The sequence below is a fragment of the Sphingopyxis lindanitolerans genome (assembly GCF_002993885.1).
Taxonomy (GTDB): domain Bacteria; phylum Pseudomonadota; class Alphaproteobacteria; order Sphingomonadales; family Sphingomonadaceae; genus Sphingopyxis; species Sphingopyxis lindanitolerans.
The window spans coordinates 2415951-2440009 of the sequence record NZ_CM009578.1 but is presented as its reverse complement, the minus strand read 5'-3'; the positions used below and the strand labels follow the sequence as shown (position 1 = coordinate 2440009).

The window sequence follows — 24059 nt, the reverse complement described above, 5'->3', positions numbered from 1 at the left end:
ACCAGGGAATATCGGGGGGCGATCATGGACATCGAAATCAAGCGCGGGCTGGCCGAAGCGCGGGAACTCGCCGGCGAGCATTGGCGGGCGCTGCTTGCCTATATGCTGCTCGGCGTCGCGCTGCCCTTCCTGCTGCTGGCGAGCGAGCCGGTGCTCAGCATGGACGCGATCCTCGCGCTCGCGATCGCTCCCGAAACCTTCCGGCTCGCGGGATCGATCGCCGGTCCGCTCTATTTGCTCGGCATCTGTGCGGCGCTGCTCTGCGGTGCGATGCTCGCGCTGTGGAGCGCGCTGCTCGCCGAGATTCGGGAAGGCTATGTCGCAGAAATCATGTATGGCATGGTCGCGGGCGCCGCCTATCTGGTTGCCGGCCTGCTCTTCTTTTATCTGGTGGGCTTCCTGCTGTCGCTGCCGTTCAAGCTCTCCGTCGGGGCCGAGGCGATGCGCGCCGAGGGCACGCCGATCGCGATCGCGCGGCAGACCATGCTGACGCTGCTGAGCGCCTGGCTCGGCGCGCGACTGTGCCTGATCGGCCCGGCCATGGCGGCGGCGGGAAAGCTGGAGCCGGTCACCGCATTCGTCGAATCCTGGCGTCGCACCGCGCGTTCCCAGTGGCGGCTGTTCGCTTTCTATCTGGCGTTCAACATCATCGCCGGGGCGCTGATCGCCCTGCTTTTCGTTCTGCATGGTTTTCTGATCATCGGCGGCGAGGCGACGCGGATGGCGGCCATGGCGATGAGCAGCGTCTGGCTGGTCTTCTGGTGCGCCTATTTCGCCATTGCCGTTTTGGTCCCCGCAGGATTCTATCGCGCATCGCAGTTCGGAGGGTCGGCCGAGACTTTCGCTTAGGGTTCGGCAGGCGGCGGCGCGTCGGGATCGGTCGCGCGCTTCGCCATTTCGTAGAGCGGATTATATTCGGGGCCGCGCGGATAGCGGCCGCCGATCGGCATCCAATTATAGGGCAGCCGGTCGAGGCTCATCGCCTTGGCCTCGGCGCGCGGGAGCTTTGGTGGCGCCTCGCGGCCCGCGTTGGCGATCGCGCGCAGTTCGGGCGACAAGCGGTGCTTTTTCGGTATCGCTGCCGCAGACGGTGATCGAGCCGTCATCCGACGGCGTGCAGCGCCGGACGGGATCGGTCATCTCCCTTGCCCGCGCGATGGCCGCGTCGGTCTGTCGCGGCGCGGGCGGGCCGACGGTCTGCGCCGCCGCGGGTATCGCGGTCGCGCCCATGACGCAATAGAGCGCAAAAGCGACGCCGAATCGGGCGAAGGATTCTCGACAAGCGGGGCAGCGGGCCATATGGCGCCCAGCATGCCCACCCGGCGGAACAAGTAAAGACGGAGATCAGCGGACATGACGACCAACGGCAGCAACCTCGACCGGGTGCTCGTGCTCGAAATGGTGCGCGTCACCGAAGCCGCGGCGATCGCCGCCGCCAAGCTGATCGGGCGCGGTGACGAAAAGGCGGCCGATGCCGCCGCCGTCGAAGCGATGCGCACCGCGTTCAACACGCTGTACATGGACGGCACCATCGTCATCGGCGAGGGCGAGCGCGACGAGGCACCGATGCTCTATATCGGCGAAAAGGTCGGCAACGCGCCGGGCAAGGGGCCAAAAATCGACATCGCGGTCGATCCGCTCGAAGGCACGACGATCACCGCCAAGGCCGGCCCCAATGCGCTCGCGGTGCTCGCGATCGCCGACGAAGGCGGCCTGCTCAACGCCCCCGACGTCTATATGGACAAGCTCGCGGTCGGCCCCGGCTTTTCGCCCGACATCGTCCATTTCGGCAACAGCGTGCGCGAGAATGTCGAGGCGGTCGCGCGCGAAAAGGGCTGCGCGCCCGAACAGATCATCGTCTGCGTCCTCGACCGTCCGCGCCATGAAGCCATCATCAGCGAATTGCGCAGCATCGGCTGCGGCGTCGCGCTGATCCCCGACGGCGACGTCGCCGGGGTGATCGCGACCACGAACCCCGACACCAATATCGACATCTATATGGGATCGGGCGGCGCCCCCGAGGGCGTGCTCGCCGCCGCGGCGCTGCGCTGCGTCGGCGGCCAGTTCAAGGGTCGCCTGCTGTTCCGCAACGATGACGAGCGGTTGCGCGCGAAGAAATGGGGGATCGAGGATCTCGACCGCGTTTACGACCTCCACGACCTTGCCAAGGGCGACGTGATCTTCGCCGCGACGGGCGTGACCGACGGGTCGCTGCTGCGCGGGGTCAAGCATCGCCGCGACGGCGTAATGACCACCGAAACCGTCGTGATGCGCGCCTCGTCGGGCACCGTGCGCTGGGTCAAGGGCGAACATCGGTCGCATTGATGAGGCCGATGTTTGCGCTGTAGCGCACTGGCCCCCGGTCTTCACCGGGAAACGAGAAGGGCCGGAACCGACCGAAAGCTGGCGTTGCCAATTCCTCCCCGGAACGGGGAGGGGGACCGCCCGAAGGGTGGTGGAGGGGTCGCAGCGGTGCGTCCTGACGAGAGGTTTCGACCCCTCCGTCAGCCCTGCGGGCTGCCACCTCCCCGTTCCGGGGAGGAACTGGCAACGTCCGCTTCCCACCCCAAAGCGGACCCGGCCATGGCCGGGCTTTTTTCAGAAAATCCCCGCCGCCAGTCCCTCCGCCAGCGCCGCGCCCAGATCGCGTGCCTCGGCAAGACGGTTCACCGGAATCGTCTTTGGCGCCAGAATGGCCTCGGGCGTCTGCGCATCGGTATTGACGATCACCGGATCGGCGACCCGCCGCAGCCGCCAGCCGGTCGCGATGCGGTCGAGCTGGCGCTGGGCATTCTCGCCGTCCGAGCCCGCGCAGATGATCGTCGCATAGGGCCGCCCCTCCAGCTTGCCGAGGCAGGGGTAATAGCAGCGGTCGAACATCTCTTTCATCGCGCCCGACAACGCGGCGAGATTTTCGGGGCCGACGAAGAGATAACCGCCCGCCGCGAGCAGGTCGCCGGGCGCCACATCCTCCGCGCCCATGAGTCGGACCGCCGCGCTGCCGCCTTCGGTCGCCGCTTCGGCGAGCGCACGGCTGCCGCCGGTGCGGCTGTGCCAAATGACAAGAAGTTTGCATTCTTCCATTGGCCGATCCTCTATCCTGCGGTGGCCCGCATCGCCGGGCCACCGCTTGCCAAGCCGCAGCGCGCGGCGCAAGCAGGACGACATCAGGGGAGAGAGACATGCGCCGACCGACCATCATGCTGCTTGCCGCGGTCCTGCCCGCCGCCGCCCTGTCCGCCATGGGCCTGCCCTCGGCCGCCGTCGCGCAGGATGCGGCGAGCGAGACGACCCGCGCCGCGCAGGCCGAACTGGCGAAGCGCCTGCCGCTGGACGACCCGCGCGACGAGGCGAATGTGATGCGCGGCAAGCTTGCCGAGATTCCGGACGGGGTGATCCTGGGCAAGGACGGCAAGACGGTGTGGGACCGCCGCCCCTATGATTTCCTGAGCCAGACCAAGGCGCCCGACACGGTGAACCCTTCGCTGTGGCGGCAGGCGCGGCTCAACGCGGTCCACGGACTGTTCGAGGTGGTGCCGGGCAAGATCTGGCAGATCCGCGGCTATGATTTGTCGGTGATGACGATCATCCGCGGCAAGACCGGCTGGATCGTCGTCGATCCGCTATTGTCCGAAGAGACCGCCGCCGCGGGGTGGAAATTGTTCGCCGCGACGATCGAGGCGAAGGAAGGCAAGCGGCCGATCAAGGCGGTGATCTTTTCGCACAGCCACAGCGACCATTTCGGCGGAGTCGGCGGGGTCGTCAGCGCCGCCGACGTGAAGGCGGGCAAGGTCCGCATCATCGCGCCGCACGGCTTTTCGGAAGAAGCGACGTCGGAGAATGTCCTGGCCGGCACGGCGATGGGACGGCGCGCGCTTTATATGTTCGGTGCGATCCTGGCCCCCGGGCCGATGGGCCAGGTCGACACCGGGCTCGGCCCCAAGCTGTCATCGGGGACGATCGGCTATATGGAGCCGACCGAGACGGTGAGCGACAAGGGCGGCACGCTGACCATCGACGGGCTGCAATTCGACTTCATGGACGCCGGGGGGACCGAGGCGCCGGCCGAATTCGTCTTTTACATCCCCGCCTATAAGGCGTTGCACACGACCGAGGTGGTCACGCACAATCTCCACAATATCCTGACCCTGCGCGGCGCGCAGGTGCGCGACGCGCTGCGCTGGTCGAAAGTGATCGACGCGATGCTGCTGAAATGGGGCGGCAGCGCCGAAGTTGCGATGGGATCGCATCATTGGCCGACGTGGGGGACGGGCGAGGTGAGCGAATTGCTCACCCACCAGCGCGACGCCTATCGCTATGTCCACGACCGCACGCTGTTCCTGGCCAACCGCGGCGCGACGCTGCACGAACTGGCCGACCAGACCGCCGAGGCGCCGGTGCAGGCGACCGACTTCTCGACGCGCGGCTATTATGGGACGCTCAACCACGACATGAAGGCAACCTACCAGCGCTATTTCGGCTGGTGGGACGGCAATCCCGCGACCTTCAACCCGCTGCCGCCCGAACAGTCGGCGCCCAAATATGTCGCGCTCGCGGGCGGCGCCGACAAGCTGCTCGCGGCGGGCAAGGCGGCGATTGCGGCGGGCGACTATCGCTGGGCGGCCGAGCTTTTGAACAAGCTGGTCTTTGCCGATCCCGCCAACAAGGACGGGCGAGCCGCGCTCGCCTCCGCCTATGACCAGATGGGTTATCAGGCCGAGTCAGGAGCGTGGCGCAATTATTATCTCGCCGCCGCGGCGACGCTTCGCGGCACCGAGGTCGCGGCGGCGACGAGCAACGGCCAGAGCCGCAGCTTCGTCAGCGCGATCCCGACCGGCGTCTTCTTCGATGCGCTCGCGACGCGATTCGACGCCGCCAAGGGCCGCGCGCTCAACGGGACGTTCCAGTTCATCCTGCCCGACAGCAAGGAAGCCGTCGCGGTGGTCGTCGAGGGCGGGGTCGAATTCCCCCGCTATGGCGTGACCGACGCCGCGCCGACCGCGACGATCACCATCGACCGCAAGATACTCGACGATGTGATGCTGGGGCAGGCACAATTCCCCGCGCTGCTCCAGTCGGGCGCGATCCGGATCGACGGCGACCGCATGGCCTTCCTGTCGTGGTTCGCGCTCCACCCGCCCGCCGACCCGCGCTTCCATGTGGTGGAGCCGTGAGCGCCGACAGGGCCGTCGTTGGATAAGGAGCTGTTCCCCCGCGAAGGCGGGGGTCCATCACCGGCCGCCGCTATTTCGAACCGGCGGAAGATGAATCCCCGCCTGCCTCGAAAAGGCGGTTTATCCTGAGCGACATCGCAGGCGGCGTCGAAGGGCGGTGACGCGGGATTTTATTCCGCACGATCATGTCCTACGGAAGGAGCATGACCGAAACGCCCGCATCGCCCACCGACCCCTTCGCGCCCGACGCGCTCAACGCGCGCGAAGGGCTCGATCCGGTCGACCCGGCCTTTGCCCATGTGCTGCGCGTGACGACCGCGCTCACCCTGCTGCCGGTCGCGATCGCGGCGACCCTCGTCGATTTCCTCGTGATGCCGCGGATCGAGGGGCCGTTCGGGCTGCTCACGGTCGCGGCGTGGCTGTTCGCGATCATCGCGATCGTCACCTTTCCGGCGCGGCGCGTGACGCGCTGGGGCTTCAAGATCGGCGAGGGACAGTTGCGCGTCGCACGCGGCTGGCTTTTCCGTACCGACACGATCGTCCCCTTCGTGCGCGTCCAGCATATCGACGTCGGGCAAGGGCCGGTCGAGCGCCTGTTCGGCCTGTCGCACCTCGTTGTCCACACGTCGGGCACCCACAACTCCATGGTGACGCTGCCCGGCCTGCACCCCGACCTGGCGGCTGCGATGCGCGAGACGATCCGCCGCCACATCCAGACCGATTTCGCATGAGCGACGCCGCCGCCCTGCCCGCGACCGATGCGGCCGCGCCCCCGTGGCAGCGGCTCCACCCCGCGACGCTGGCGCTGGCGATCGTCCAGCTCGGACCGCGCACGCTCAATTTCGTCCCCGCGCTCGCGGCGATCGGGATCGCCGGAAAATGGGCCTATGTCGCCCCCGTGCTGCTTATTTTCCTGTTGACCTCGCTTGTCTTTGCCTGGCTTCGCTGGCTGCGCTTCCGCTTTCTGGTCAGCGCCGACGAGATCGTCATCGAAAGCGGCGTGCTGTCGCGCCAGCACCGCACCATCCCCTTCGACCGCATCCAGGATGTCGGCATCGAACAGGGGCTGATCGCGCGCGCGCTCGGCATCGCCAAAGTGGGGCTGGAGACCGGCGCGGGTGGCGGCAAGGAGAATGACGCCGCGCTCAACGCGATCGGCCTCGACGCCGCCGAGACGCTACGCGCGACGATCCGCGCGCACCGCAGCATTCCCGCCGTCGCGGCAGCGGCAGACGCGCCGGAGGCGGCGCCCGCCGAAGACCGGCTGCTGTTCGCGATGGGGCCGCGCCGCCTGCTGATCGCCGGTCTGTTCAACTTCTCGCTCGCCGCGCTGGCGATCGTCGGCGCCGCGATGCAGTTCTTCGACGGCCTGCTGCCTTTCGACTTCAACGTCTTCAACCCGGTCGACTGGATCGACCTTGCCGAGGATTACGGCCTCGACAGCTGGCTGATCGCGCACCGCTGGATCGCCGGGGTCGGCGCCGCGATCTCACTCCTCTCCATCGGCTTCGCGAGCGGCATCGCCACCATGTTTTTCGCCAACTGGAATTTCCGTCTGACGCGCGAGCCGCGCGCGCTTCGCCGCACGCGCGGCCTGACGACGCGCACCGACGTCGCGGTGCCGGTCCGCCGCGTCCAGGCGGCGATCCTCGTCACCGGCTGGCTGCGCCAGCGCTTCGGCTGGCACGAACTGCGCCTGCAAAGCCTCGCCAGCGACGGCGAGAAGGAGAAGGACCATCAGATCATCCCCTTCGGCACGCTCGCCGAGATCGATCCGGTGCTGGCCGAGGTCGCGATCGACCGGCCCGCGCCCGGCGGTCCCTGGTCGCACAGCCACCGGATCATCGCGCTCGGCGGCTTCGTCGGCGCCGCCTGCGCGGCGATCGCGGGGAGCGTCACCGTCGCGGTCGGCGAGCCGATCGGCTGGCTCGCGGTCGCCGCCGCGGTGCTGATCGCTCTTTTTGCGGCGCTGAGCACGCGCTTTCACCAATGGCTCGACGCCGGTGACAGGATTGCGATCCGCAGCGGTTTCTGGAAACCCAAGACGATTTTGCTGCCGCACGCATCGGTGCAGAGCGTCGACCTCAAAACCGACTTCATCCTCCGCCCGCTCGGCCTTGCGACGCTCGTCTTCGGGGTTCCCGGCGGCAGCGCGCTGGGGGCGCATGAGATTCCCGCGATCCCGATCGCCATCGCGACGGATTTGCGCGCGCGCATCCTCGGCCGCGGAGCCCAGCCATGACCCTCGATTCGCCTGCCGCCGCGCTCGGCATCACCCATTCGATCCTCGGCCAGCCGTGGCACTGGCGGCGAACGAGCGCCGAAATGAGCGGCGAAAGCCTGGCGCCCGACGACCTCGTCACCCAATTGCTGCTCGCACGCGGCGTTGCGCGCGACGATCTGGAGCGCCAGCGCGCGCCGACCCTGCGCGGCTTCATGCCCGACCCGTCGCTGTTCAGGGACATGGACGCCGCCGCCGCGCGGCTCGCCGACGCGGTCCAGCGCCAGGAGGCGGTGACGATCTTTGGCGATTATGACGTCGATGGCGCAACCTCGGCGGCGCTGCTCGTCCGCCTGCTCGGCGCGTTGGGTGTCCCGGTCGGCGCCTATATTCCCGATCGGTTGATGGAGGGATACGGCCCGTCGGGCGCTGCGCTGGTCAGGATCGGCGAGGCCGGATCGAAACTGATCGTCACGGTCGATTGCGGCGCGCAGGCGTTCGACGCGATCGCCGAGGCGAAGGCAGCGGGGGTCGAGGTGATCGTCGTCGACCACCACCAATGCGCGACCACCCTTCCGCAGGCCTTTGCGGTGGTGAACCCGAACCGGCTCGACGAGGAAGCCGATGCCGCGATCCACGGCAATCTTGCCGCGGTCGGGGTCGCCTTCCTGCTCGGCGCGGCGCTGCTCCGCACCCTGCGCGCGCGCGGGCATTTCGGCGATCGCGCCGAACCCGCGCTTATCGATCTTCTCGACCTCGTCGCGCTCGGCACTGTCGCCGACGTCGCGCGGCTGACCGGCTTCAACCGCGCGCTCGTCGCGCAGGGGCTGAAGGTGATGGCGCGGCGCGGCAATATCGGCATGGCGGCGCTGATGGACGCGGCGCGGCTGACCAAGCCGCCGACGGCGAGCGACATGGGGTTCGCGCTCGGCCCGCGGATCAACGCGGGCGGCCGCGTCGGCAAGTCCGACCTCGGCGTGCGGCTGCTCACCACGAGCGATCCGCAGGAAGCCGCCGAGATCGCGCAGGAACTGGGTCGACTGAACGAGGAACGGCGCGCGATCGAGGCGGCGGTGCTCGACGAGGCGATGGCGGCGAGCAGCGCCTGCGCCAATGCGCCGGTCGCGATCGTCGCCGGACAGGGCTGGCACCCCGGCGTGATCGGCATCGTCGCCGGGCGCCTGAAGGAAAAGCTGCATCGCCCGGCGATCGTCATCGCGGTCGACGAGGACGGCGTCGGCAAGGGGTCGGGGCGATCGGTCTCGGGCGTCGACCTCGGCGCCGCGATTCTCGCCGCAAAGGAAAGCGGGCTGCTCGTCGCGGGCGGCGGCCATGCGATGGCGGCGGGGCTGACGGTCGACCGGGACAAGATCGACGCGCTAGGCGCCTTTCTCAATGACCGGCTCGCCGCCGACGTCGAGCGCGCGAGCGGTGACAAATCGCTGCTGATTGACGCCGTGCTCGCGCCGCGCGGGATCAATCCGCTCTGGTGCGACGCGATCGAGAGCGCGGGGCCTTATGGCGCCGGCTGGCCCGCACCGCGCGTCGCGACGGGGCCGGTGCGGATCGTCGAATCGGGGATCGTCGGCACCGACCATGTGCGCCTGATCGTGGCGGGCGACGACGGCGGACGGTTCAAGGCGATCGCCTTTCGCAGCGCCGAGAGCGCGCTCGGGCAATCGCTGCTGAATGCGCGCGGGCGCAAGCTGTGGCTCGCGGGGCGCGCCAAGCGCGACGATTGGGGCAGCCGCCCCGCCGCCGAACTCCACCTCGAAGATGCGGCGTGGGCCGATTAGGGGCCGATTAGGGAGCGATTGCGGGCCGACCAGAAGCTGCGGAACGGGCCCGCCCCAATAGGCGCTTGACCGCACGGAAGCGCCCGTCTAATGGGCCGCTTCACCGTTTTGACGGCCCCTTCGTCTAGCGGTCTAGGACGTCGCCCTTTCACGGCGAAAACACGGGTTCGAGTCCCGTAGGGGTCACCAACGGCGAAAGTCTGCGGCTTAGCGCGTAGACGGGAAAGCCCGAAGCGGCGCGTTCCCACACACCGCTTCAGCGCCCCATTTTCGAGGGCTGGATCGCGAAGACCGCTCGGTCGTCACCATGAAGAAGCTGCGTTGGCTGCTGGACTTCATCAGCTTGCGAAGGGAATCGGCCTCGGCACCAAGGCCGCACCGACGGTCGCAGGCAGGGTCACTGCGAGCAGCGCGGAATAGGCGTTAGACCTCGGCATCGGCTTTTGCTGACCAAGCGCATCGGCGATCATCGCAGCCGACGATTCTTCGGCGCGGAAGCGCGTAACCGGGTCTTTGCTGTCGAGATCGTGCCTGATCCACCGCGGCGCGGGCAAGCCAATTCGGCGACGGGCACATAGCCCCGGACGCCGCTGCCATCGAGCGCGATCGCCGGCGACAGGATCACGACGCACCGTTCGCCGCCGGGGAGGCGTTGCAATGCGGAGCGACGGGGCGAGCGCCCGCATGGCGATTTTCACGCCAGTTTCCACAATGATTTCAATTCCGAACGCCATCCCGTCGGTCGCAAGACCTTCAAAAAGCGCCACTCGGCCGCCCCCGCCAAGTGGCGGTCGTTCGCCAGCCAGACCGGCACCTCGAGGATGAAACTGCATCCGGTGGAGGCTGGTTCGCGTTCGACGGACAGCCTCCCAATGCCGCCTTGCCAACCGCACAAATTGCAACTACGGCGATCTAGTAGTCTTACATCTAATACAAATAAGATCGCAGTTTTGAGGCAGGAATGACGCAGACAAAACCGGTGACAATTGTTGGGGCAGGGCCCGTTGGGCTCACTGCGGCCATGCTGCTGCACGAGCGGGGAATCCCTTTCACCCTCTATGAAGCGGAAGCGGAGTTACGCGATGACCTTCGCGCCTCGACCTTTCATCCGCCAACTCTCGATATGCTCGAAACGCTGGGAGTTGCCGCGCCGTTGGTCGCGCAGGGACTGAAGAGTCCGACTTGGCAAGTCCGCATGCATCCGAGCGGCAAGCGCGCGGTGTTCGACCTTGGCTTGATCGGCGATGCGACAAACCATCCCTATCGGGTGCAATGCGAACAATCCAAGCTATGCCGGATTATGCTGGACGTGTTGAACGCCAAGGGTGCGGATATCCGCATGGGCGTCAAAGTCGAGGGCGTCGAACAGGACGATGACGGCGTTCGCATTGTGGTGCGCGATTCGATGGACGAAATGACGACCCATGAAAGCGGCTTCCTGATCGCCGCCGATGGCGCGCGCAGCGTGGTCCGTTCGGCGCTCGGCTTTCCGTTCGAGGGCAAGACCTATCCCGAAACGACCATCCTGGCGACGACCCGGTTTCCCTTCGATGAACATCTCGAAGGGCTGTCCAACGTCAACTATGTCTGGAAACAGGGCGGCACGTTCAGCCTCCTCCACCTGCCCGGCCAGTGGCGCTGTAGCCTGTATCCCGATGGCGAAGAGAGTATCGAAGACGCGCTCCAGCCGGCGAGCATCCAACGCAAGATGCAGGAGATCGTGAGGATAGACGGCGACTACAAGGTCGATGAGATCCGCCCCTATCGCATTCATATGCGGATCGTAGACGATTACCGATCCGGCCGCGTTCTGCTCGCGGGCGATGCCGCGCACCTCAATTCGCCATCGGGCGGGATGGGCATGAATGGCGGCATTCACGATGCTTTTGAACTGGTGAGAACGCTCGAAGAGGTACTGAACGGAGGGACGATGGATAGGCTCAATCGCTATACGCGGCGCCGGCGCCCGATCGCGGAACAGGAAATCCTCAGTCAGTCCGACGGCAATCGCGCGCGCATGCAGGAACGAGATCCTGACAAGCGGCGCGAATCGCTGGAAGCCCTGCAACGCATCGCCGCCGATTCTGACGCCGCACGCGAGCACCTGCTGCGCAGCTCGATGATCACTGGCTTGCGCCTGGCGGCCGAAATCATATGAGCAGCCGAAGCAACGATTATGGTCGGGACGCGACGATCGGTATCGGCACGCCCCAAGCCAATCCCACGGTCGAGGCGGAACTGCGGATTGTTCTGCCACCGGCCTGCGGTCTTGTCGTTAATCGGCTGACCAGCGCGTCGAGTGACCCGATGCAGCGGCTGCGCGACTATATCGAAAGACTGGAAATCAGCCTCGACGACTTTGATACGCTGCGCCCGGATGCCTATGGCTTCGCCTGCACCGGATCATCCTACTTGATCGATGCGGACGAAGAAGCCCGTATCATCGAACGGATCGAGAAGCGGCTCGGCTATCCCATCGTCACTGCGGTCGCCGCGATCCGATGGCACTTAGCAAAGCTCGGCGTAAAGCGCATCGCCCTTGCTTCCCCTTATCCTCCCGGCTTGTCTGAGGCAGCCAGCGCCTATTGGAGCGGCGCCGGCTTCGATCTTGTCGAGGTTGGCCGAATCGATACGGGCAGCGGCGATACCCGCAGCATCTATACATTGGGCAGCAAGGACGCGCGTCAGGCGGTCGAGGCGATGGCCCAACTCGATGTCGATGCCGTGCTGCTGAGCGGCACCGGCATGCCCTCGCTCAAGCTGATCGACGACGCGGCAGGTTGCAGCCCGACCCTTGTTTCCTCGAATCTTTGCCTCGCCAATCGGCTGTGCGACCTTGTCGGTCTGCCTGTGCCGGCTCCCTCCGACTGGCAAAAGCGACTGGCGGATGCCCTCGATACAAGCAGAGAAGTCCCTGCTCGATGATACCCGCTTGCCCCGCGATATAGACAGAGAGGCCATCGATAGGGTCCTTTGTTCGAGCCGGTCATCGCCCCGGACATATCTCATGGCGACCGCCCGTTTCAGGGCGAAATCTTCGGGCCCTTCTGGTCGCAGAATACCGCCACCATCATGGCAACACAGGAAAGACCCGGCCGGGACTGGCTGGTGCGACACGCCGGTAATGCGCGAGCAGAGCCGGGGGAGACAGCGCCGGCAGGGGAAGGGCCTCTGCTGCCGGTGGCCGGCATGCGAGGGAGCCTTGCGGTCAGAGATCGCACAGCAAAGCCGCCCATTCTCCTTCTCTGGACCCTTTATCCGAAGCGCCACAGCCGTCGTCGCTCCACGCGCCAATACCGCCTGGGTTTCGCGCGCCTCGCCTATAATTTTCCTTTGACATCGGCGAACGCAAGCGCTTATGTCTGTAGTATGATACAACTCATAAGAGAATGTCCGTAGTATGATACAATCATAATCCAAAGATGGGCTTCAAGGGGGTAGTGATGAAAAAGGTTTCAATCGCAGTGTCCGTGGCTGCTTTGTCGGTCGCAATGTTGAGCAGCGGTGGCGCAGCGTACGCGCAGGAGTCCTCTCCTTCCGAGCAGGCCCGCGATGCGGACATCATCGTGACCGCCCGTAAGCGTGACGAAAACTTGCAGAATGTTCCGTTGGCGGTCTCCGTCGAGACGGCTGCGGATATTGCGCGCAAAGGGTTGAGGGATATCGCCGACGTCTCGTCTTTCACCCCTGGCCTGACGTTCGAACGTGCGAACAGATATGGGACCCAAGGTGGTTCAAGTCGCCCGGCTATCCGCGGCATGGGCAACATTTTGGGAGAGCCGAACGCTCAAGTCTTTATCGACGGCATCCCCTATTCGGAATCAATCCTGTCGTTCCCGTTCGACCTGGTTGAACGCGTTGAAGTCATCAAAGGTCCGCAGGCGGCGCTTTATGGCCGCGCGACATTTGCCGGCGCCATCAATCTCATCACCAAAAAAGGCACGAACGAATTTAACACCTCGGTCAACGTCCGCGCTGCAACTTATGATGACTATGAAGCCAATGTCATGTCGCGTGGCCCCCTGATTAAGGACAAGCTGTTTTATATGGTAGCCGCGCGCTATTATAATTTTGGCGGCATGTACAATAATACGCTCGATGGCCGGAGTGTTGGAGGTGAAAAAAGCACCAATTTCAACGCTTCACTCGAATTTCGTCCTTCAAGCGATTTATCGATCACACTGAGCGGCGGGTATCTGCACGATAGGGATGAAGTTCCAGCTATCGGGTTGCAGGACCGTTTCTCCAACAACTGCCATTTTGACAATCCCGGTCAATATTATTGCGGATCGGTTCATACGATCAAGGCGCCGACAGTCAATATCTCTGGCCTGGAAGGTCTGGCGGGGGGTTTGCCATCCGCGCCCGGACTGACGCGCGACGGCTATCGCGCGTCGCTTGCCATAAATTATGAAGTGGGCGGATTCAAAATTACGTCAAATTCGGGATATTTTAAAACCCATACCGAACTTGGATATGATTCAACCTATCAAGGCGCCACCGCCATCGACCAGCTCGGCGTTCCCGGTGCCCCTGGCTATGTGCGTCCGGCAACCAATGGGGTGCGGACAGGCTCGGTGATGCGCAACGATGTGGGGTCGCGCGAAGAAATCTTCACCGAACTTCGTGTCCAAACGCCGAAAATAGCCGATGCGTTCGATGTGATGGTTGGCGGGGCCTATTATACGCGCCGTCGGCCGTTCGAAGAACGGCACTATCCCGGCGCGAACGGAACAACGACGCCAACGATCGATTCGGGCACGGATCGCATCGATAACGTCGCTGTTTTCGGTTCGATAAATTGGGACATCACCGACCGCATGGCGGCGTCCGGCGAAATTCGTTACGCTGAAGATACGATCGGAAATTACAAGAGCGCGACAGACGTTCTGGCAGAGCGGAAGTTCGTGTCGGTCACGCCTCGTTTCACGCTGGATTATGACATCAGCGACACGTCGATGATTTATGCGATCGTCGCAAAGGGAAACAAGCCTGGCGCCTTCAATTCGGATCCGCGGTTCCCGGTCGACGTGCAATTTGCTGGCGAAGAAACCAGCTGGAATTATGAAATCGGTTCCAAGAATAGATTCTTCGACAATCGCCTGACGCTGAATCTCTCCGCATATTATGTCGATTGGAGCAATCAGCAGCTGACAGGCACCTATGTTTTTCCGGATCTCCAGACGCGGGGCTATATTATCAACGCCGGTCAAACCAGAGTGAAGGGCATCGAGATCGAGCTTCAGGGGAATTTGACAGACGAACTTTCCGCTGGTGCAGCTTATTCGATAAATGATGCGCGTTTCGTGAAGTTTGACGACACCGAAGCGGGGACGCTGTTTGGCAACACTTCGGTTGCTGGAAAGCTGGTGCCGAATATCGCTAGAAACCAGGCATCTGCATTCGTGAATTACCTTCGCCCCGTATCGGATAAGCTCGATTTATTTGCGCGCGTTGACGCTTCTTATAATTCGCCGAAATATGCGCAGATTTATAATCTGGCGGACACGGGCGCGAAGTATTTGGTGAATATGCGGATCGGTCTCCAAGGCGCGAATTGGAAGGCCTCCTTGTTCGTCGAGAATTTGACCGACAACCGGGCATCGTCGACGGTTGGTCGTTATGTCGACCAGTTGAACCTCAACGTTCCGCAATACACCAACGCCAATCCGGCACAAAACAACGCGCCTGGCACGACCAATCAGGAACGCGCTTTCCAGATTGCTCTCGCCCGCAAGCGTCAATTCGGAATCACGCTCGCATATAATTTCTAGTCGCTGGGACGCCTGATTATCGGCAAAGCGCTGTATCCGTCGCTTTCGATGTTTGCGGACGTTTGACCTTTTCCTCTGCGGCGCCAGTCGTCGCAGAGGAAATTCTATCTCCGATCGAGTGGCTGGCGGTCTGCGATGCTGGTTCTGTGCATCCAGCGGCCCCCTCCCTCATCCCTCGCTTCTTCATCACTCCTCACCTTACGCCTGTCGTCACACGGCCCGAAAACTCGCGCTCAATCGGGACAGGCAGCGGGACGCCCGGGATCAATCCTTCTTTTCGGTGCAAAGCTCAGTGCGAATGGTGTAGGCGCGGGCGAAAGATGATGATGGCGATCGCGCATCGACGATGCGCGAGGAGGTGCGGCTTTGAAGACACCGGGTGAAGATATATCAGGCGTCGACAGATTGCAGGCGACCCCCCTTTACCATCAGATATTTCTCCAGCTTCGTGAGGAGATCACCAGCGGTGAGCGTGCCTTTGGCTCGCGCATGCCAACCGAACAGGAGCTTGCCGAGGGTTTCGGCGTCTCGCGCATCACCGCCCGCCGGGCGCTGGATGAACTTGCCCATACCCATCTTGTCGAACGCAAACGGCGTGTCGGCACCCATGTCATTTTCAAATCGCCCGCACGTCCGATTGAGGGCAGCATCGAGCAGGCAGTAGAATCGCTGATCGCCTTTGGCCGCGATACACAGGTCAAAATTCTCGAGCTGGAAAAGGTGAAGGCGCGTCCACCGATTACGCAAGCGCTGGAGATTCCGATCGGCGCGATGGTCATTCGAGTGGCCCGCATCCGCTGGCTGGACGATCAGCCGCTTTCCCATCTCGTGAGCTATATTCCCGCCGATCTGGGCGTCGATCTGACCCGATCCTCGTTGCGTTCGACCCCGATGCTGAGCCTGATCGAGCAGGCGGGCATACAGATTGGCGCGGCCACGCAAACCATTTCCGCATCGCTGGCCGATGCGGCGCTTGCCAGCGCGCTTGCCGTCGATATCGGCTCACCGATCCTGCGCGTCAGCCGCACGGTGCTGGATGTCAACAAGCGCCCGGTGCAGCATGTGCTCGCGCAGTTCCGCTCCGATCGTTATCAGATTCGTCTCGACCTCCATTCGGCAAATCGTTGAACGATCCGCATCCACACGATGGTTCGCAGCCCAGTGTCAATTTGACATAGATATATGAGTAATTGATGCTAGCCTTTCGGGGATAGCGAAATTGCCATGCTTCGCAGCCGTTGGCGCCATCGGTGGGCTCGCGAAGTGTGTATTGAGGATCGAAGGGAGCGAGATCATGAAGGTTCGCGACATCCAGCATCCGTTGCTGCCAGAGGTTACCCAAGAAGAAATGAGCCGTCAGCGGGCGGTGGTGTCGATGCGCAAATTGATCAACGCGCGTATGCGCGCCCAGAATGTTCGGCGCTTTGAAACAGAGGGTGCACCTGCCTTTGCCGCGCGCCATGGGCGTCAGCCGCAATCACCCGATGATATCGAGCGTGCGTTCTTTGAATCATCGGGATACCGGATGTGGAGCGCGGTAAACCGTTCGGTACAGGAAATGATATGGGTTTCTGTCGGCGAGCCGATCTTTCGGGATCGATCGCGGATGGAGGCGGCGGCTCGCGCGTTGATCGATTCACCCGATAAGATCGGCGCGCTCGAACTTGATCCCGCTTACGATCCGTCCCCTGAAATCGCAGGGACGGATGTTCACCTGCAGCCCGGTGGATATGCCCGTGCCGACACGCCCGATGATATCGTGGCGGGCGCTTTTTATGAAACTGGCGGCAATATATATTCCTTTGGCCAGGGCGCGGGAAAAGCCGACAGCAAGGCCGGCGTCGTGCTCAATCTGCTGAACGCCGAATTTCCCGATTTCAAGCCGACACGCATTTTGGATCTTGGCTGTTCAGCAGGGGCCGCGACGGCCGCCTATGCGGCGGCGTTCCCCGATGCGGAGGTTCACGGGCTGGATGTTGGCGCGGGCATGTTGCGATATGCGCACGCACGGGCAGAGGCGCTGGGCGTACCGGTGACCTTTCATCAAATGGACGCATCCCAGCTGAAATTTGCGGACGCCAGCTTCGATCTGGTCGTGTCGCATAACATGCTGCACGAAATCGGACCGGAAAAACGACGGCGCGCGATGGCCGAGGCGTTCCGGGTCCTGCGGCCAGGCGCTCTTACGATTTTTCAGGACGTCGATACCCGTTTCGCCCTCTCCGATGTCCATCGGGTCGAAAAGAACTGGGACGCCCATTTCAATGGGGAGTGCTTCTGGAAGGCGTATAACGAGGCTGATCTTCTGGCCGATATGCTGGGTGCCGGTTTCGCCCCTGCCGATGTCTCGGAGCATAATATGGAAGCCGTGAGCAATCTCAATCGCTGGTATGTCATCAGCGGGCGCAAGCCTGACGCGGGAGCCGCGGCATGACGATGCCGGCAGATGCAGTCGCGGCGGTGATAGAAGGCGGGCGCGGTCCGCGGCCGTACAGCCTGCAAGACCGGGAAACGGAGCAAGTGTTGAACGTCGCGCTGGCGCTGCTTGTCGAACTGTCGGCGTCGAATGACCGCATCGACCGGCTGGAACGCCTGGTGGCGGAGAGCCGGGGAGTGCCGGTAGCGGCGTTGCGCGAAGCGGTGTTGGACGGCCCGGCAACCGCGGAGCGGCAGGAGGCGCTGGAGGCACTACAGGTGCGTGTATTGCGCGTTTTTATCGATCCTCGCGAAGCGTCGGACGGACACCCGGACGCGCGCTGAACCTGTACGGGGCGGTACGGCATCGCTTGCCGCGCACCGCCCCGTCGATATTCAGTTCCTGACGCCCGCTATTCCGTCGACAATATCACCAGTGCTCGCAAACCATGCCTGTGGCTGCCGCGCGAGCCATTCGAGCAGCGTCTCAAGGGCGCTGATGCGGAACGGCAATCCCATCACATAAGGCGTGAGCTGGATGGTCAGCATCCGGCCGCCCCGAACGGACTCATCGGCAAACAGCGCATAGGCATCGCGGATCTGTTCGGCAAAGCTGTCAGCCGATTGTTGCTGAACGGTGATAATCTGCCGGTCCGACAATTCATGATTCACCGGCACGTTGATGATGCTGCCCGCCGGTGTCGCCATCTCATAGGGTAGGTCGTCATTCACCCAGTCACACATATAGGTCACGCCCGCTTCGGTGAGCAGGCGGGGTGTATTCCAGCTTTGGGAACGGGCAATGGATTGCCAGCCGCGCGGTCGGGTTCCGGAAACCCGCTCTAGCGTGTCGAGCGAATCCTGGATCAGTCGTCGCTCGACATCCTCGTCGATCCCGGTGGCGATGGTACCGTTCATGTCCGTCGAATGGGCGACAATCTCATGGCCGCCCGCCACGATGTCGGCAATGATCGAGGGGTAGCGTTCAGCAATGGCGGCGTTGACCGCAATGGTGGCCCTGGCCCCTGCCGTCGCAAAGGCATCCAGCATCCGGTAAAAGCCGATGCGCGTTCCATATTCGCGCGCCGTGTAATGACGGAAGTCGGGGTAGGCGGTCTGCATATGCCCCGGCGCGCGAAACGGCTTGTCCGCAGGGGTGATCGGAAACCATTCAAGGTTCACGAACAGGGCAACGGCAACGCCCTTGCCCGAAGGCCACGCAATTGGCGGCCGATCGTTGATGTTCGACCAGGGATAAAGATCCTGATCCATGCCGCGGCGGCGGCGCTTATATTCCAGATAAGTCGGATCCAGGCTCATTTTCCTGCTCCTGCCTGGGCCAGATAATGTTCGGCAATATCGCCAGACCGCGTAATCCACGCGCGGCCATCGGCGGCAATATGCTTCAACACCTCTTCAAACGCGCGGATGCGATGGGGCTGGGCGATCAGATAGGAATGGAGCGGGATGCACATCACGGTGCCGCATGCCTCTCCCTCGGCGGCCAATCGTTCATACTGCCGGATCAGCGTGTCAGCGTAGTCACGCGGACTCATATTGTAGACGAAGAAGCCATAATGGTCGTTCACCTCGATGCTGTATGGCATCGAGATGAGCTGCCCCGACTTGACATGCACGGGTTGAGGCTGATCGTCGTGATAGAGATCGCAGGTATAGGTCAGGCCATATTCGGCGATCAGATCGAGCGTGCGCGGCGTGTGGGTGAGCGCGGGGGCGAGCCAGCCCCGGATCGTCTGGCCGGTCGCCTCGCGCACCGTCTTGATCGAATCCTCGATGATCGCACGTTCCTGCGCTTCATCCATGCCATAGCTGTATCGCGTGTTGTAAATGCCGTGGCTGAAAAACTCCCAGCCGAGCGCGTTGGCGTTCTCGACAACCTCCGGAATGTGGTCACACAAAGCGACAGACAGGGAGACGGAGCCTTTGAAACCATGTTTTTCCATCGTTTCCGCCATGCGCCAATGCCCGACGCGATTGGCATAATCGCGGTGGCTGTAGCCGACGACATCGGGATGCGGCTTTGGCCAGCTTTTCCGATGCGGATTGGCTGCGGGATCCAGCTCATAAAATTCCAGATTGGGCGAGACCCACACGGCGACCGATTTACCGTCCGGCCATTCGATTTTGGGGCGCGCGCGCCATGGGTTGAAATCATATAGGCCGGGATCTTCGGCACCTTCGTTCATGTCCGCTGCTCCAGCCAGTCGATCACCGTGCGAACGGGCTCGACGTCCGCATATTTGAGCTGAAGGTCCGTCAAATTCGCATAATGATAGCTCTCATGCTTGTCTGCACAGGTCTCGATGGGAACGATGGTGCGATAGCCGTGTGACAAGGCGTCCACCGCCGTGGCCCGCACGCAACCAGAGGTGGAGCCGCCGGTGACAATCACCGTATCCACCTTGTGCCACACCAGATAGCTGGCCAGCGGCGTTTCGAAAAACGCCGAGGGCATCCGCTTGGCATAGACCGCGTCCACCGCCCGATCGATATCGCACCGGTCATCAAAATCGTGACGCTGGCTCGGGATTTTGATGTTCTGGAGCGAATCCGGCGTATCGGTGCGCGCGCCCCACACGCCTGCATCGGCCGCATTGTCCATATAACCGACATGGGTCCAGATCACCGGCATCCCCGCTTTTCGCGCCAGGCGGGACAGGGTGTTCGCATATTCGATCTGGCGTGGATCGGTTTCATAGGCGGTTTTGAACATTTCCATGCAGGTATAAGCATTTTGAAAATCGACGTTCACGATCGCCAGCTTCTCACCAAAGCCGAACTTTGCGCGTGACGGATTGGCCATCACATCTTCGAATATCTGTTTCGCGGTGCGGCCATCGGAGACCATCTTCGTGCCGATGCTCATGCATATTCCTTGCTGGCTGTTTCGGGGACAAAACCGAGCGGCAGGCCCGCGTCGGGGGTGAAACCATATAATGGTTCGCCGGGCAGGGCATCTTTTACGATGTCGCGTACTGCCAGCAGTGCGTTGAGATCGATGCCCGTGCGGAGCCCCATCGACTGGAGCATGAACACCAGATCCTCGGTCACGATATTACCGCTGGCGCCCGGCGCAAAGGGGCATCCACCGATGCCGCCAAGCGACGAATCGATCGTCGTCAGGCCCGCATCAAGTGCCGCAAGCACGTTCGCCAAACCCAGACCACGTGTGTTGTGAAGATGAATCCCGGTCAGCGCGGCATCGCCGACAACGTTGCGCACCAACGCGATCATCCGCTTCACAGCAGCGGGGTCGGCATAACCGGTCGTATCGGACAGGCCGACTTCATCGCAGCCCGCGTCCATCAACGATGCAGCAAGACGCGCAATCTGTGCATCGGGAATGGCGCCTTCCAATGTGCAGCCAAACACCGTGGATAGGCTTCCTTCGAAATGCGGCCGGTTGGCCTTTGGCTGCGCCCTGACCATGTCAGCGATGGCGCGGGCTTCGGCGATCACCTGATCATGCGTGCGCCGCAAATTGGCGAGGCTGTGCGTTTCGGAGACGGAGAGCGGAAGGGTCAGCTTGTGGGCGCCCGCTGCCATGGCGGCTTCGGCGCCGCGCGCGTTCGGGACCAGAACCGCGACCGTCAATCCGGGAATCGTCAACGCATGAGCGACAAGCTCCGCGGTGTCGGCAAGCTGGGGCAGCAGTTTTGCGGGAACAAAGCTGCCGACCTCGATTTCCCGTACCCCGGCCGCGGCTTCGGCATCGATCCACGCCTTCTTTGCCGCCAGCGGCATGATCGCGGCAATGCTTTGCAATCCGTCCCTTGGTCCGACTTCACTGACCAGAATATCCGTGTTCAACGACCATCTCCTTCGGTTCCGGCGTTGCAATATTGTATTATTCCTATATCAAATGAGCGACGCTTGTCGAGCATGGTTTGGGTTAAAAAGAGAGAAGAAATGAGCGAAGAGGTTTATCCGCTGGCCGGCCTTAAGGTGATCGAGTTTACCCATATGGTGATGGGCCCATCCGTGGGCGTCATCCTCGCAGATCTTGGCGCCGATGTGGTCCGGATCGAACCGATCGGGGGCGATTCGACCCGCAATCTGCTCGGTTCCGGCGCGGGATATTTTCCCATGTTCAACCGGAACAAACGGAGCATTTCGCTGGATCTGAAGGACCGGGAGGATTTGGCGCGGGCGCGAACGATGGTCGATGGCGCGGACGTGCTGATCGAAAACTTTCGGCCCGGCGCGCTCGATCGGCTTGGCCTTGGCTATGCTGTGCTGGCCGAAAGCAACCCCGGCCTGATCTATTGTTCCGCCAAGGGGTTTCTGAGCGGCCCCTATCAAAATCGCACGGCGCTGGACGAGGTGACCCAGATGATGGGCGGCCTTGCCTATATGACCGGCCCACCTGGGCGGCCGTTGCGGGCGGGCGCGTCGGTGATCGATGTGACGGGCGGGATGTTTGGCGCGATCGGCATTCTTGCCGCGCTTGAACGGCGCCACCGGACTGGGCGTGGCGGCGAGGTGAAGTGCTCCTTGTATGAAACCACGGCGTTCCTGGTGGGGCAGCATATGGCGCAGCAGGCGGTTACCGGTCAGCCAGCGCAGCCAATGCCCGTCCGGCTTTCCGCCTGGGCCATCTATGATGTGTTTGAGACGCACAATGCGGACGAGCAATTATTTGTAGGGGTCGTGAGCGACAGCCAGTGGGTTGAGTTTTGCAAAGCGTTCGACCTTGACGATCTGGCCGCGGAAGCGGAGCTTAGCCTGAACAACGCCCGCGTTCTGGCGCGCGACCGCATTTTGCCGCGCGTCCGTGAACTTTTTGCAGGCATGACACGCGCGGACTTGGTCGCGAAGCTCGAGCGGATTGGCCTTCCTTTTGCCCCGATTACGCGACCCGACGAACTGTTCGACGACCCACATCTGAATGCGGCGGGAGGATTGGTCGATATTGAGCTGCCCGGGGGCGAAGTCACGCGCCTGCCCGCGCTGCCGCTGGAGATGGACGGAAAGCGTTTGGGCATGCGCCGCAACGTTCCCGCGGTCGATGCCGACCGGGAATCGGTTTTTCGCGACTATGGATTGTCCTGACGACCGCGATCAGCAAACGCAGGCGGATGACGCGGCTGCCGGATCAGGGTTCGAGTGCTTCTTCCATATCCTGAACCGCGGCGCGATAATGACGCAGGCCGAGAGCCAGCAGCAGGATTGCGGGAACGCCGATGATCAGCACATAGGCACTTAGGACGACGCCAATGGAATTTGGATCGCCACTTGCGTCGATCGCCAAACCAATCAGGGGCGGACCAAGCAGCGGTCCGATCAGCGCGATCACCGTATTGAAAATCGCCATCGATTGGCTGCGCATCTCGCCGGGCGTGATCTGCATCATCGACGCAGGGCCGCCTGGGGTTGCAACCGATTTGCCGATAAAGGCCACGAACATCAGCGCCACCGCAAATTCGGCTCGCGGCATGATCGGGTAGAGCGCGCTTGCGGGGATCACGATAAGCAGGCCGAACAGCAACTGTCGCATCGTGCTGTCCTTATGCTTGAGAGCGAACCGCTTTTGCGCCCGCACGGCAAGCATGGTGCCTAATGGCCCCGCAGTGAAATAGAACAGCCCCGTGACCACCCCGGTTTCCGCGATGCCCCATCCATACACGCGTTGAAACAGCGGGACGCTCCAGAAGGTCATGGCGCTCATCGCGAAATTGCACGCGGAACCGACGAAGATCACGCCATAAGCGCGCCACCGCCGATGAATGTAGCGAAAGGCGACATCGATGCCCAGCGCGTCGCCTGTGCGTTCCTTGCGTTCAGGCTCACGGATGCTGAGCATCAACAGGGCCATGATGAAGCCCGGGATTCCGACGAAGATAAAAGCGGCCTGCCATGGCGCTCGCTCGCCGATCAGGGGCCAATTGACGTGCCCCATCGTTTCCAGATGGCTGACGATGAAACCGCCGACCAGAAAGGCCAGCCCTGCGCCCAAATAGGGGCCGGCTAAATAAACGCTGATTGCGCTGGCCCGCTCGCTACGTTTGAAATAATCGCTGATAATCGAGATCGAAGCGGGTGTGACCACCGCCTCGCCAAGACCGAGGCCGAGGCGCAGCAGTAACAATGCCGCGAATGTCGTCACAAAGCCGTTGCCGGTCGTCATCGCGCACCAGATGACGACGCCTCCTATCAGCAGATATTTTCGATTGGTTCGATCCGCAAACCAGCCGAGCGGGATGCCGACAATCACATGGAAGAGTGAAAAGGCAGGACCGAGCAGCAAACCGACCTGAAAGTCAGTCAGTTGGATCGACTTTTTCAACGGCTCGATCAGCAAGCTGAGAATATATCTGTCAAAATAGGACAGGATTAAAACCGCGAGCAGCAGTCCAACCACATACCAGCGATATACGTTGCTATTCCTGTCCAGGGTCAATGATTCGCTCCAATGAAAGGCCCGATCCGGAGTTGTTGGCAAAGAAATAATCAGCCCGGTTTCCAGCCACCGAAAGCATGACACCCGCCGCGGCACGTCCGGCCGGGCTCGTTCCGGGGGCTTCAAACCCGACGCCGGTTTGGAAAGAATTGCCTGCTGGGTTGCGCGCAACAGCCTGCGCCACGGCGATCATCTCGGGCAGTGCCCGCTCGATAGCCGTACCGGCAGGAAGCATATTTCCTGGGCATCGTGGCGACG

23 protein-coding genes and 1 tRNA gene are annotated in these 24059 nt (G+C 62.7%); 15 read left to right on the top strand and 9 right to left on the bottom strand.

What is annotated here, in order from left to right:
- Window positions 1–24: 24 nt before the first annotated feature.
- Window positions 25–849: a hypothetical protein gene (locus CVO77_RS11790; protein WP_105999228.1), complete on the top strand. Its 825-nt coding sequence runs from the start codon at window positions 25–27 to the stop codon at window positions 847–849.
- Here CVO77_RS11790 and CVO77_RS21665 read toward each other — a convergent pair.
- Window positions 846–1058: a hypothetical protein gene (locus CVO77_RS21665; RefSeq protein WP_242445916.1), complete on the bottom strand. Its 213-nt coding sequence runs from the start codon at window positions 1056–1058 to the stop codon at window positions 846–848. The genes CVO77_RS11790 and CVO77_RS21665 overlap by 4 nt on opposite strands.
- A 32-nt stretch (window positions 1059–1090) precedes the next feature.
- Between CVO77_RS21665 and CVO77_RS21660 the strand changes: the two genes are divergently transcribed.
- Both CVO77_RS21660 and glpX read left to right on the top strand, forming a co-directional pair.
- Window positions 1091–1240, top strand: coding sequence for a hypothetical protein (locus CVO77_RS21660; RefSeq protein WP_242445915.1), 150 nt, complete (start codon window positions 1091–1093; stop codon window positions 1238–1240).
- Window positions 1241–1353: 113 nt separating this feature from the next.
- On the top strand, window positions 1354–2325 hold the full coding sequence (gene glpX, locus CVO77_RS11780) for a class II fructose-bisphosphatase (protein WP_105999227.1): 972 nt from the start codon (window positions 1354–1356) through the stop codon (window positions 2323–2325).
- A 273-nt stretch (window positions 2326–2598) separates the two neighbouring features.
- Here glpX and CVO77_RS11775 read toward each other — a convergent pair whose 3' ends face one another.
- The gene (locus CVO77_RS11775; protein ID WP_105999226.1) at window positions 2599–3084 is read right to left on the bottom strand and encodes a flavodoxin family protein; all 486 of its coding nucleotides are present in this window, start codon (window positions 3082–3084) and stop codon (window positions 2599–2601) included.
- A gap of 98 nt (window positions 3085–3182) precedes the next feature.
- Here CVO77_RS11775 and CVO77_RS11770 point away from each other — a divergent pair, with 98 nt between their 5' ends.
- From CVO77_RS11770 to CVO77_RS11750, 5 genes are all read left to right on the top strand, one after another.
- Complete coding sequence (locus CVO77_RS11770) at window positions 3183–5174, top strand: alkyl/aryl-sulfatase (RefSeq protein WP_105999225.1); 1992 nt, start codon at window positions 3183–3185, stop codon at window positions 5172–5174.
- Between the two features lie 203 nt (window positions 5175–5377).
- Window positions 5378–5905: a PH domain-containing protein gene (locus tag CVO77_RS21655; RefSeq protein WP_242445914.1), complete on the top strand. Its 528-nt coding sequence runs from the start codon at window positions 5378–5380 to the stop codon at window positions 5903–5905.
- On the top strand, window positions 5902–7416 hold the full coding sequence (locus CVO77_RS11760) for a PH domain-containing protein (protein WP_242445913.1): 1515 nt from the start codon (window positions 5902–5904) through the stop codon (window positions 7414–7416). The genes CVO77_RS21655 and CVO77_RS11760 overlap by 4 nt, the downstream gene beginning before the upstream one ends.
- The gene (gene recJ, locus CVO77_RS11755; RefSeq protein ID WP_105999223.1) at window positions 7413–9191 is read left to right on the top strand and encodes a single-stranded-DNA-specific exonuclease RecJ; all 1779 of its coding nucleotides are present in this window, start codon (window positions 7413–7415) and stop codon (window positions 9189–9191) included. Before CVO77_RS11760 ends, recJ begins: the two co-directional genes overlap by 4 nt.
- A 113-nt stretch (window positions 9192–9304) precedes the next feature.
- Window positions 9305–9380, top strand: a tRNA-Glu gene (locus tag CVO77_RS11750).
- 149 nt (window positions 9381–9529) lie between these two features.
- On the opposite strand, the gene CVO77_RS11745 is transcribed toward CVO77_RS11750, so the two are convergent.
- Window positions 9530–9958 (bottom strand): hypothetical protein, encoded by a 429-nt coding sequence (locus CVO77_RS11745; protein WP_105999222.1) that lies wholly within the window; start codon window positions 9956–9958, stop codon window positions 9530–9532.
- Window positions 9959–10152: 194 nt separating this feature from the next.
- Here CVO77_RS11745 and CVO77_RS11740 point away from each other — a divergent pair, with 194 nt between their 5' ends.
- From CVO77_RS11740 to CVO77_RS11715, 6 genes are all read left to right on the top strand, one after another.
- A complete protein-coding gene (locus CVO77_RS11740; protein ID WP_105999221.1) occupies window positions 10153–11349 on the top strand; it encodes an FAD-dependent oxidoreductase in 1197 nt (398 codons plus the stop codon).
- Window positions 11350–11498: 149 nt separating this feature from the next.
- Window positions 11499–12116, top strand: coding sequence for an aspartate racemase/maleate isomerase family protein (locus CVO77_RS11735; protein WP_158258050.1), 618 nt, complete (start codon window positions 11499–11501; stop codon window positions 12114–12116).
- A 518-nt stretch (window positions 12117–12634) separates the two neighbouring features.
- Entirely contained in the window at window positions 12635–14965 is a 2331-nt protein-coding gene (locus CVO77_RS11730; RefSeq protein ID WP_158258049.1) for a TonB-dependent receptor, read from the top strand.
- A gap of 366 nt (window positions 14966–15331) precedes the next feature.
- A complete protein-coding gene (locus CVO77_RS11725; protein WP_105999218.1) occupies window positions 15332–16093 on the top strand; it encodes a GntR family transcriptional regulator in 762 nt (253 codons plus the stop codon).
- Window positions 16094–16259: 166 nt separating this feature from the next.
- Window positions 16260–17399 carry a class I SAM-dependent methyltransferase gene (locus tag CVO77_RS11720; protein WP_105999217.1) on the top strand — a complete coding sequence of 380 codons (1140 nt, stop codon included), beginning with the start codon at window positions 16260–16262 and terminating at the stop codon, window positions 17397–17399.
- Entirely contained in the window at window positions 17396–17725 is a 330-nt protein-coding gene (locus tag CVO77_RS11715; protein ID WP_105999216.1) for a hypothetical protein, read from the top strand. Before CVO77_RS11720 ends, CVO77_RS11715 begins: the two co-directional genes overlap by 4 nt.
- A 51-nt stretch (window positions 17726–17776) precedes the next feature.
- On the opposite strand, the gene CVO77_RS11710 is transcribed toward CVO77_RS11715, so the two are convergent.
- Genes CVO77_RS11710 through CVO77_RS11695 form a run of 4 tightly spaced genes read right to left on the bottom strand, consistent with a single transcriptional unit; the run spans window position 17777 to window position 21211 of the window.
- Window positions 17777–18700 carry a polysaccharide deacetylase family protein gene (locus CVO77_RS11710; RefSeq protein ID WP_105999215.1) on the bottom strand — a complete coding sequence of 308 codons (924 nt, stop codon included), beginning with the start codon at window positions 18698–18700 and terminating at the stop codon, window positions 17777–17779.
- On the bottom strand, window positions 18697–19587 hold the full coding sequence (locus tag CVO77_RS11705; RefSeq protein ID WP_105999214.1) for a polysaccharide deacetylase family protein: 891 nt from the start codon (window positions 19585–19587) through the stop codon (window positions 18697–18699). Before CVO77_RS11705 ends, CVO77_RS11710 begins: the two co-directional genes overlap by 4 nt.
- Window positions 19584–20267 (bottom strand): isochorismatase family protein, encoded by a 684-nt coding sequence (locus CVO77_RS11700; RefSeq protein ID WP_192878820.1) that lies wholly within the window; start codon window positions 20265–20267, stop codon window positions 19584–19586. The genes CVO77_RS11705 and CVO77_RS11700 overlap by 4 nt, the downstream gene beginning before the upstream one ends.
- Window positions 20264–21211, bottom strand: coding sequence for a hydroxymethylglutaryl-CoA lyase (locus tag CVO77_RS11695; protein WP_105999213.1), 948 nt, complete (start codon window positions 21209–21211; stop codon window positions 20264–20266). Before CVO77_RS11695 ends, CVO77_RS11700 begins: the two co-directional genes overlap by 4 nt.
- Before the next feature lie 99 nt (window positions 21212–21310).
- Here CVO77_RS11695 and CVO77_RS11690 point away from each other — a divergent pair, with 99 nt between their 5' ends.
- Window positions 21311–22453 carry a CaiB/BaiF CoA transferase family protein gene (locus tag CVO77_RS11690; protein WP_105999212.1) on the top strand — a complete coding sequence of 381 codons (1143 nt, stop codon included), beginning with the start codon at window positions 21311–21313 and terminating at the stop codon, window positions 22451–22453.
- Between the two features lie 43 nt (window positions 22454–22496).
- On the opposite strand, the gene CVO77_RS11685 is transcribed toward CVO77_RS11690, so the two are convergent.
- Together CVO77_RS11685 and CVO77_RS21290 are read right to left on the bottom strand one after the other, a co-directional pair.
- Complete coding sequence (locus CVO77_RS11685) at window positions 22497–23762, bottom strand: MFS transporter (protein ID WP_158258048.1); 1266 nt, start codon at window positions 23760–23762, stop codon at window positions 22497–22499.
- A gap of 19 nt (window positions 23763–23781) precedes the next feature.
- Complete coding sequence (locus CVO77_RS21290; RefSeq protein WP_158258047.1) at window positions 23782–24036, bottom strand: hypothetical protein; 255 nt, start codon at window positions 24034–24036, stop codon at window positions 23782–23784.
- Between the last annotated feature and the right edge of the window lie 23 nt (window positions 24037–24059).

Excerpts from the sequence above, each read along its gene's own strand:
- CVO77_RS11790 (WP_105999228.1), top strand. The coding sequence starts at position 25 with ATGGACATCGAAATCAAGCGCGGGCTGGCCGAAGCGCGGGAACTCGCC.
- glpX (WP_105999227.1), top strand. The coding sequence starts at position 1,354 with ATGACGACCAACGGCAGCAACCTCGACCGGGTGCTCGTGCTCGAAATG.
- CVO77_RS11775 (WP_105999226.1), bottom strand. The coding sequence starts at position 3,084 with ATGGAAGAATGCAAACTTCTTGTCATTTGGCACAGCCGCACCGGCGGC.
- CVO77_RS11770 (WP_105999225.1), top strand. The coding sequence starts at position 3,183 with ATGCGCCGACCGACCATCATGCTGCTTGCCGCGGTCCTGCCCGCCGCC.
- CVO77_RS21655 (WP_242445914.1), top strand. The coding sequence starts at position 5,378 with ATGACCGAAACGCCCGCATCGCCCACCGACCCCTTCGCGCCCGACGCG.
- CVO77_RS11760 (WP_242445913.1), top strand. The coding sequence starts at position 5,902 with ATGAGCGACGCCGCCGCCCTGCCCGCGACCGATGCGGCCGCGCCCCCG.
- recJ (WP_105999223.1), top strand. The coding sequence starts at position 7,413 with ATGACCCTCGATTCGCCTGCCGCCGCGCTCGGCATCACCCATTCGATC.
- CVO77_RS11740 (WP_105999221.1), top strand. The coding sequence starts at position 10,153 with ATGACGCAGACAAAACCGGTGACAATTGTTGGGGCAGGGCCCGTTGGG.
- CVO77_RS11735 (WP_158258050.1), top strand. The coding sequence starts at position 11,499 with ATGCAGCGGCTGCGCGACTATATCGAAAGACTGGAAATCAGCCTCGAC.
- CVO77_RS11730 (WP_158258049.1), top strand. The coding sequence starts at position 12,635 with ATGAAAAAGGTTTCAATCGCAGTGTCCGTGGCTGCTTTGTCGGTCGCA.
- CVO77_RS11720 (WP_105999217.1), top strand. The coding sequence starts at position 16,260 with ATGAAGGTTCGCGACATCCAGCATCCGTTGCTGCCAGAGGTTACCCAA.
- CVO77_RS11715 (WP_105999216.1), top strand. The coding sequence starts at position 17,396 with ATGACGATGCCGGCAGATGCAGTCGCGGCGGTGATAGAAGGCGGGCGC.
- CVO77_RS11710 (WP_105999215.1), bottom strand. The coding sequence starts at position 18,700 with ATGAGCCTGGATCCGACTTATCTGGAATATAAGCGCCGCCGCCGCGGC.
- CVO77_RS11705 (WP_105999214.1), bottom strand. The coding sequence starts at position 19,587 with ATGAACGAAGGTGCCGAAGATCCCGGCCTATATGATTTCAACCCATGG.
- CVO77_RS11700 (WP_192878820.1), bottom strand. The coding sequence starts at position 20,267 with ATGAGCATCGGCACGAAGATGGTCTCCGATGGCCGCACCGCGAAACAG.
- CVO77_RS11690 (WP_105999212.1), top strand. The coding sequence starts at position 21,311 with ATGAGCGAAGAGGTTTATCCGCTGGCCGGCCTTAAGGTGATCGAGTTT.
- CVO77_RS21290 (WP_158258047.1), bottom strand. The coding sequence starts at position 24,036 with ATGCTTCCTGCCGGTACGGCTATCGAGCGGGCACTGCCCGAGATGATC.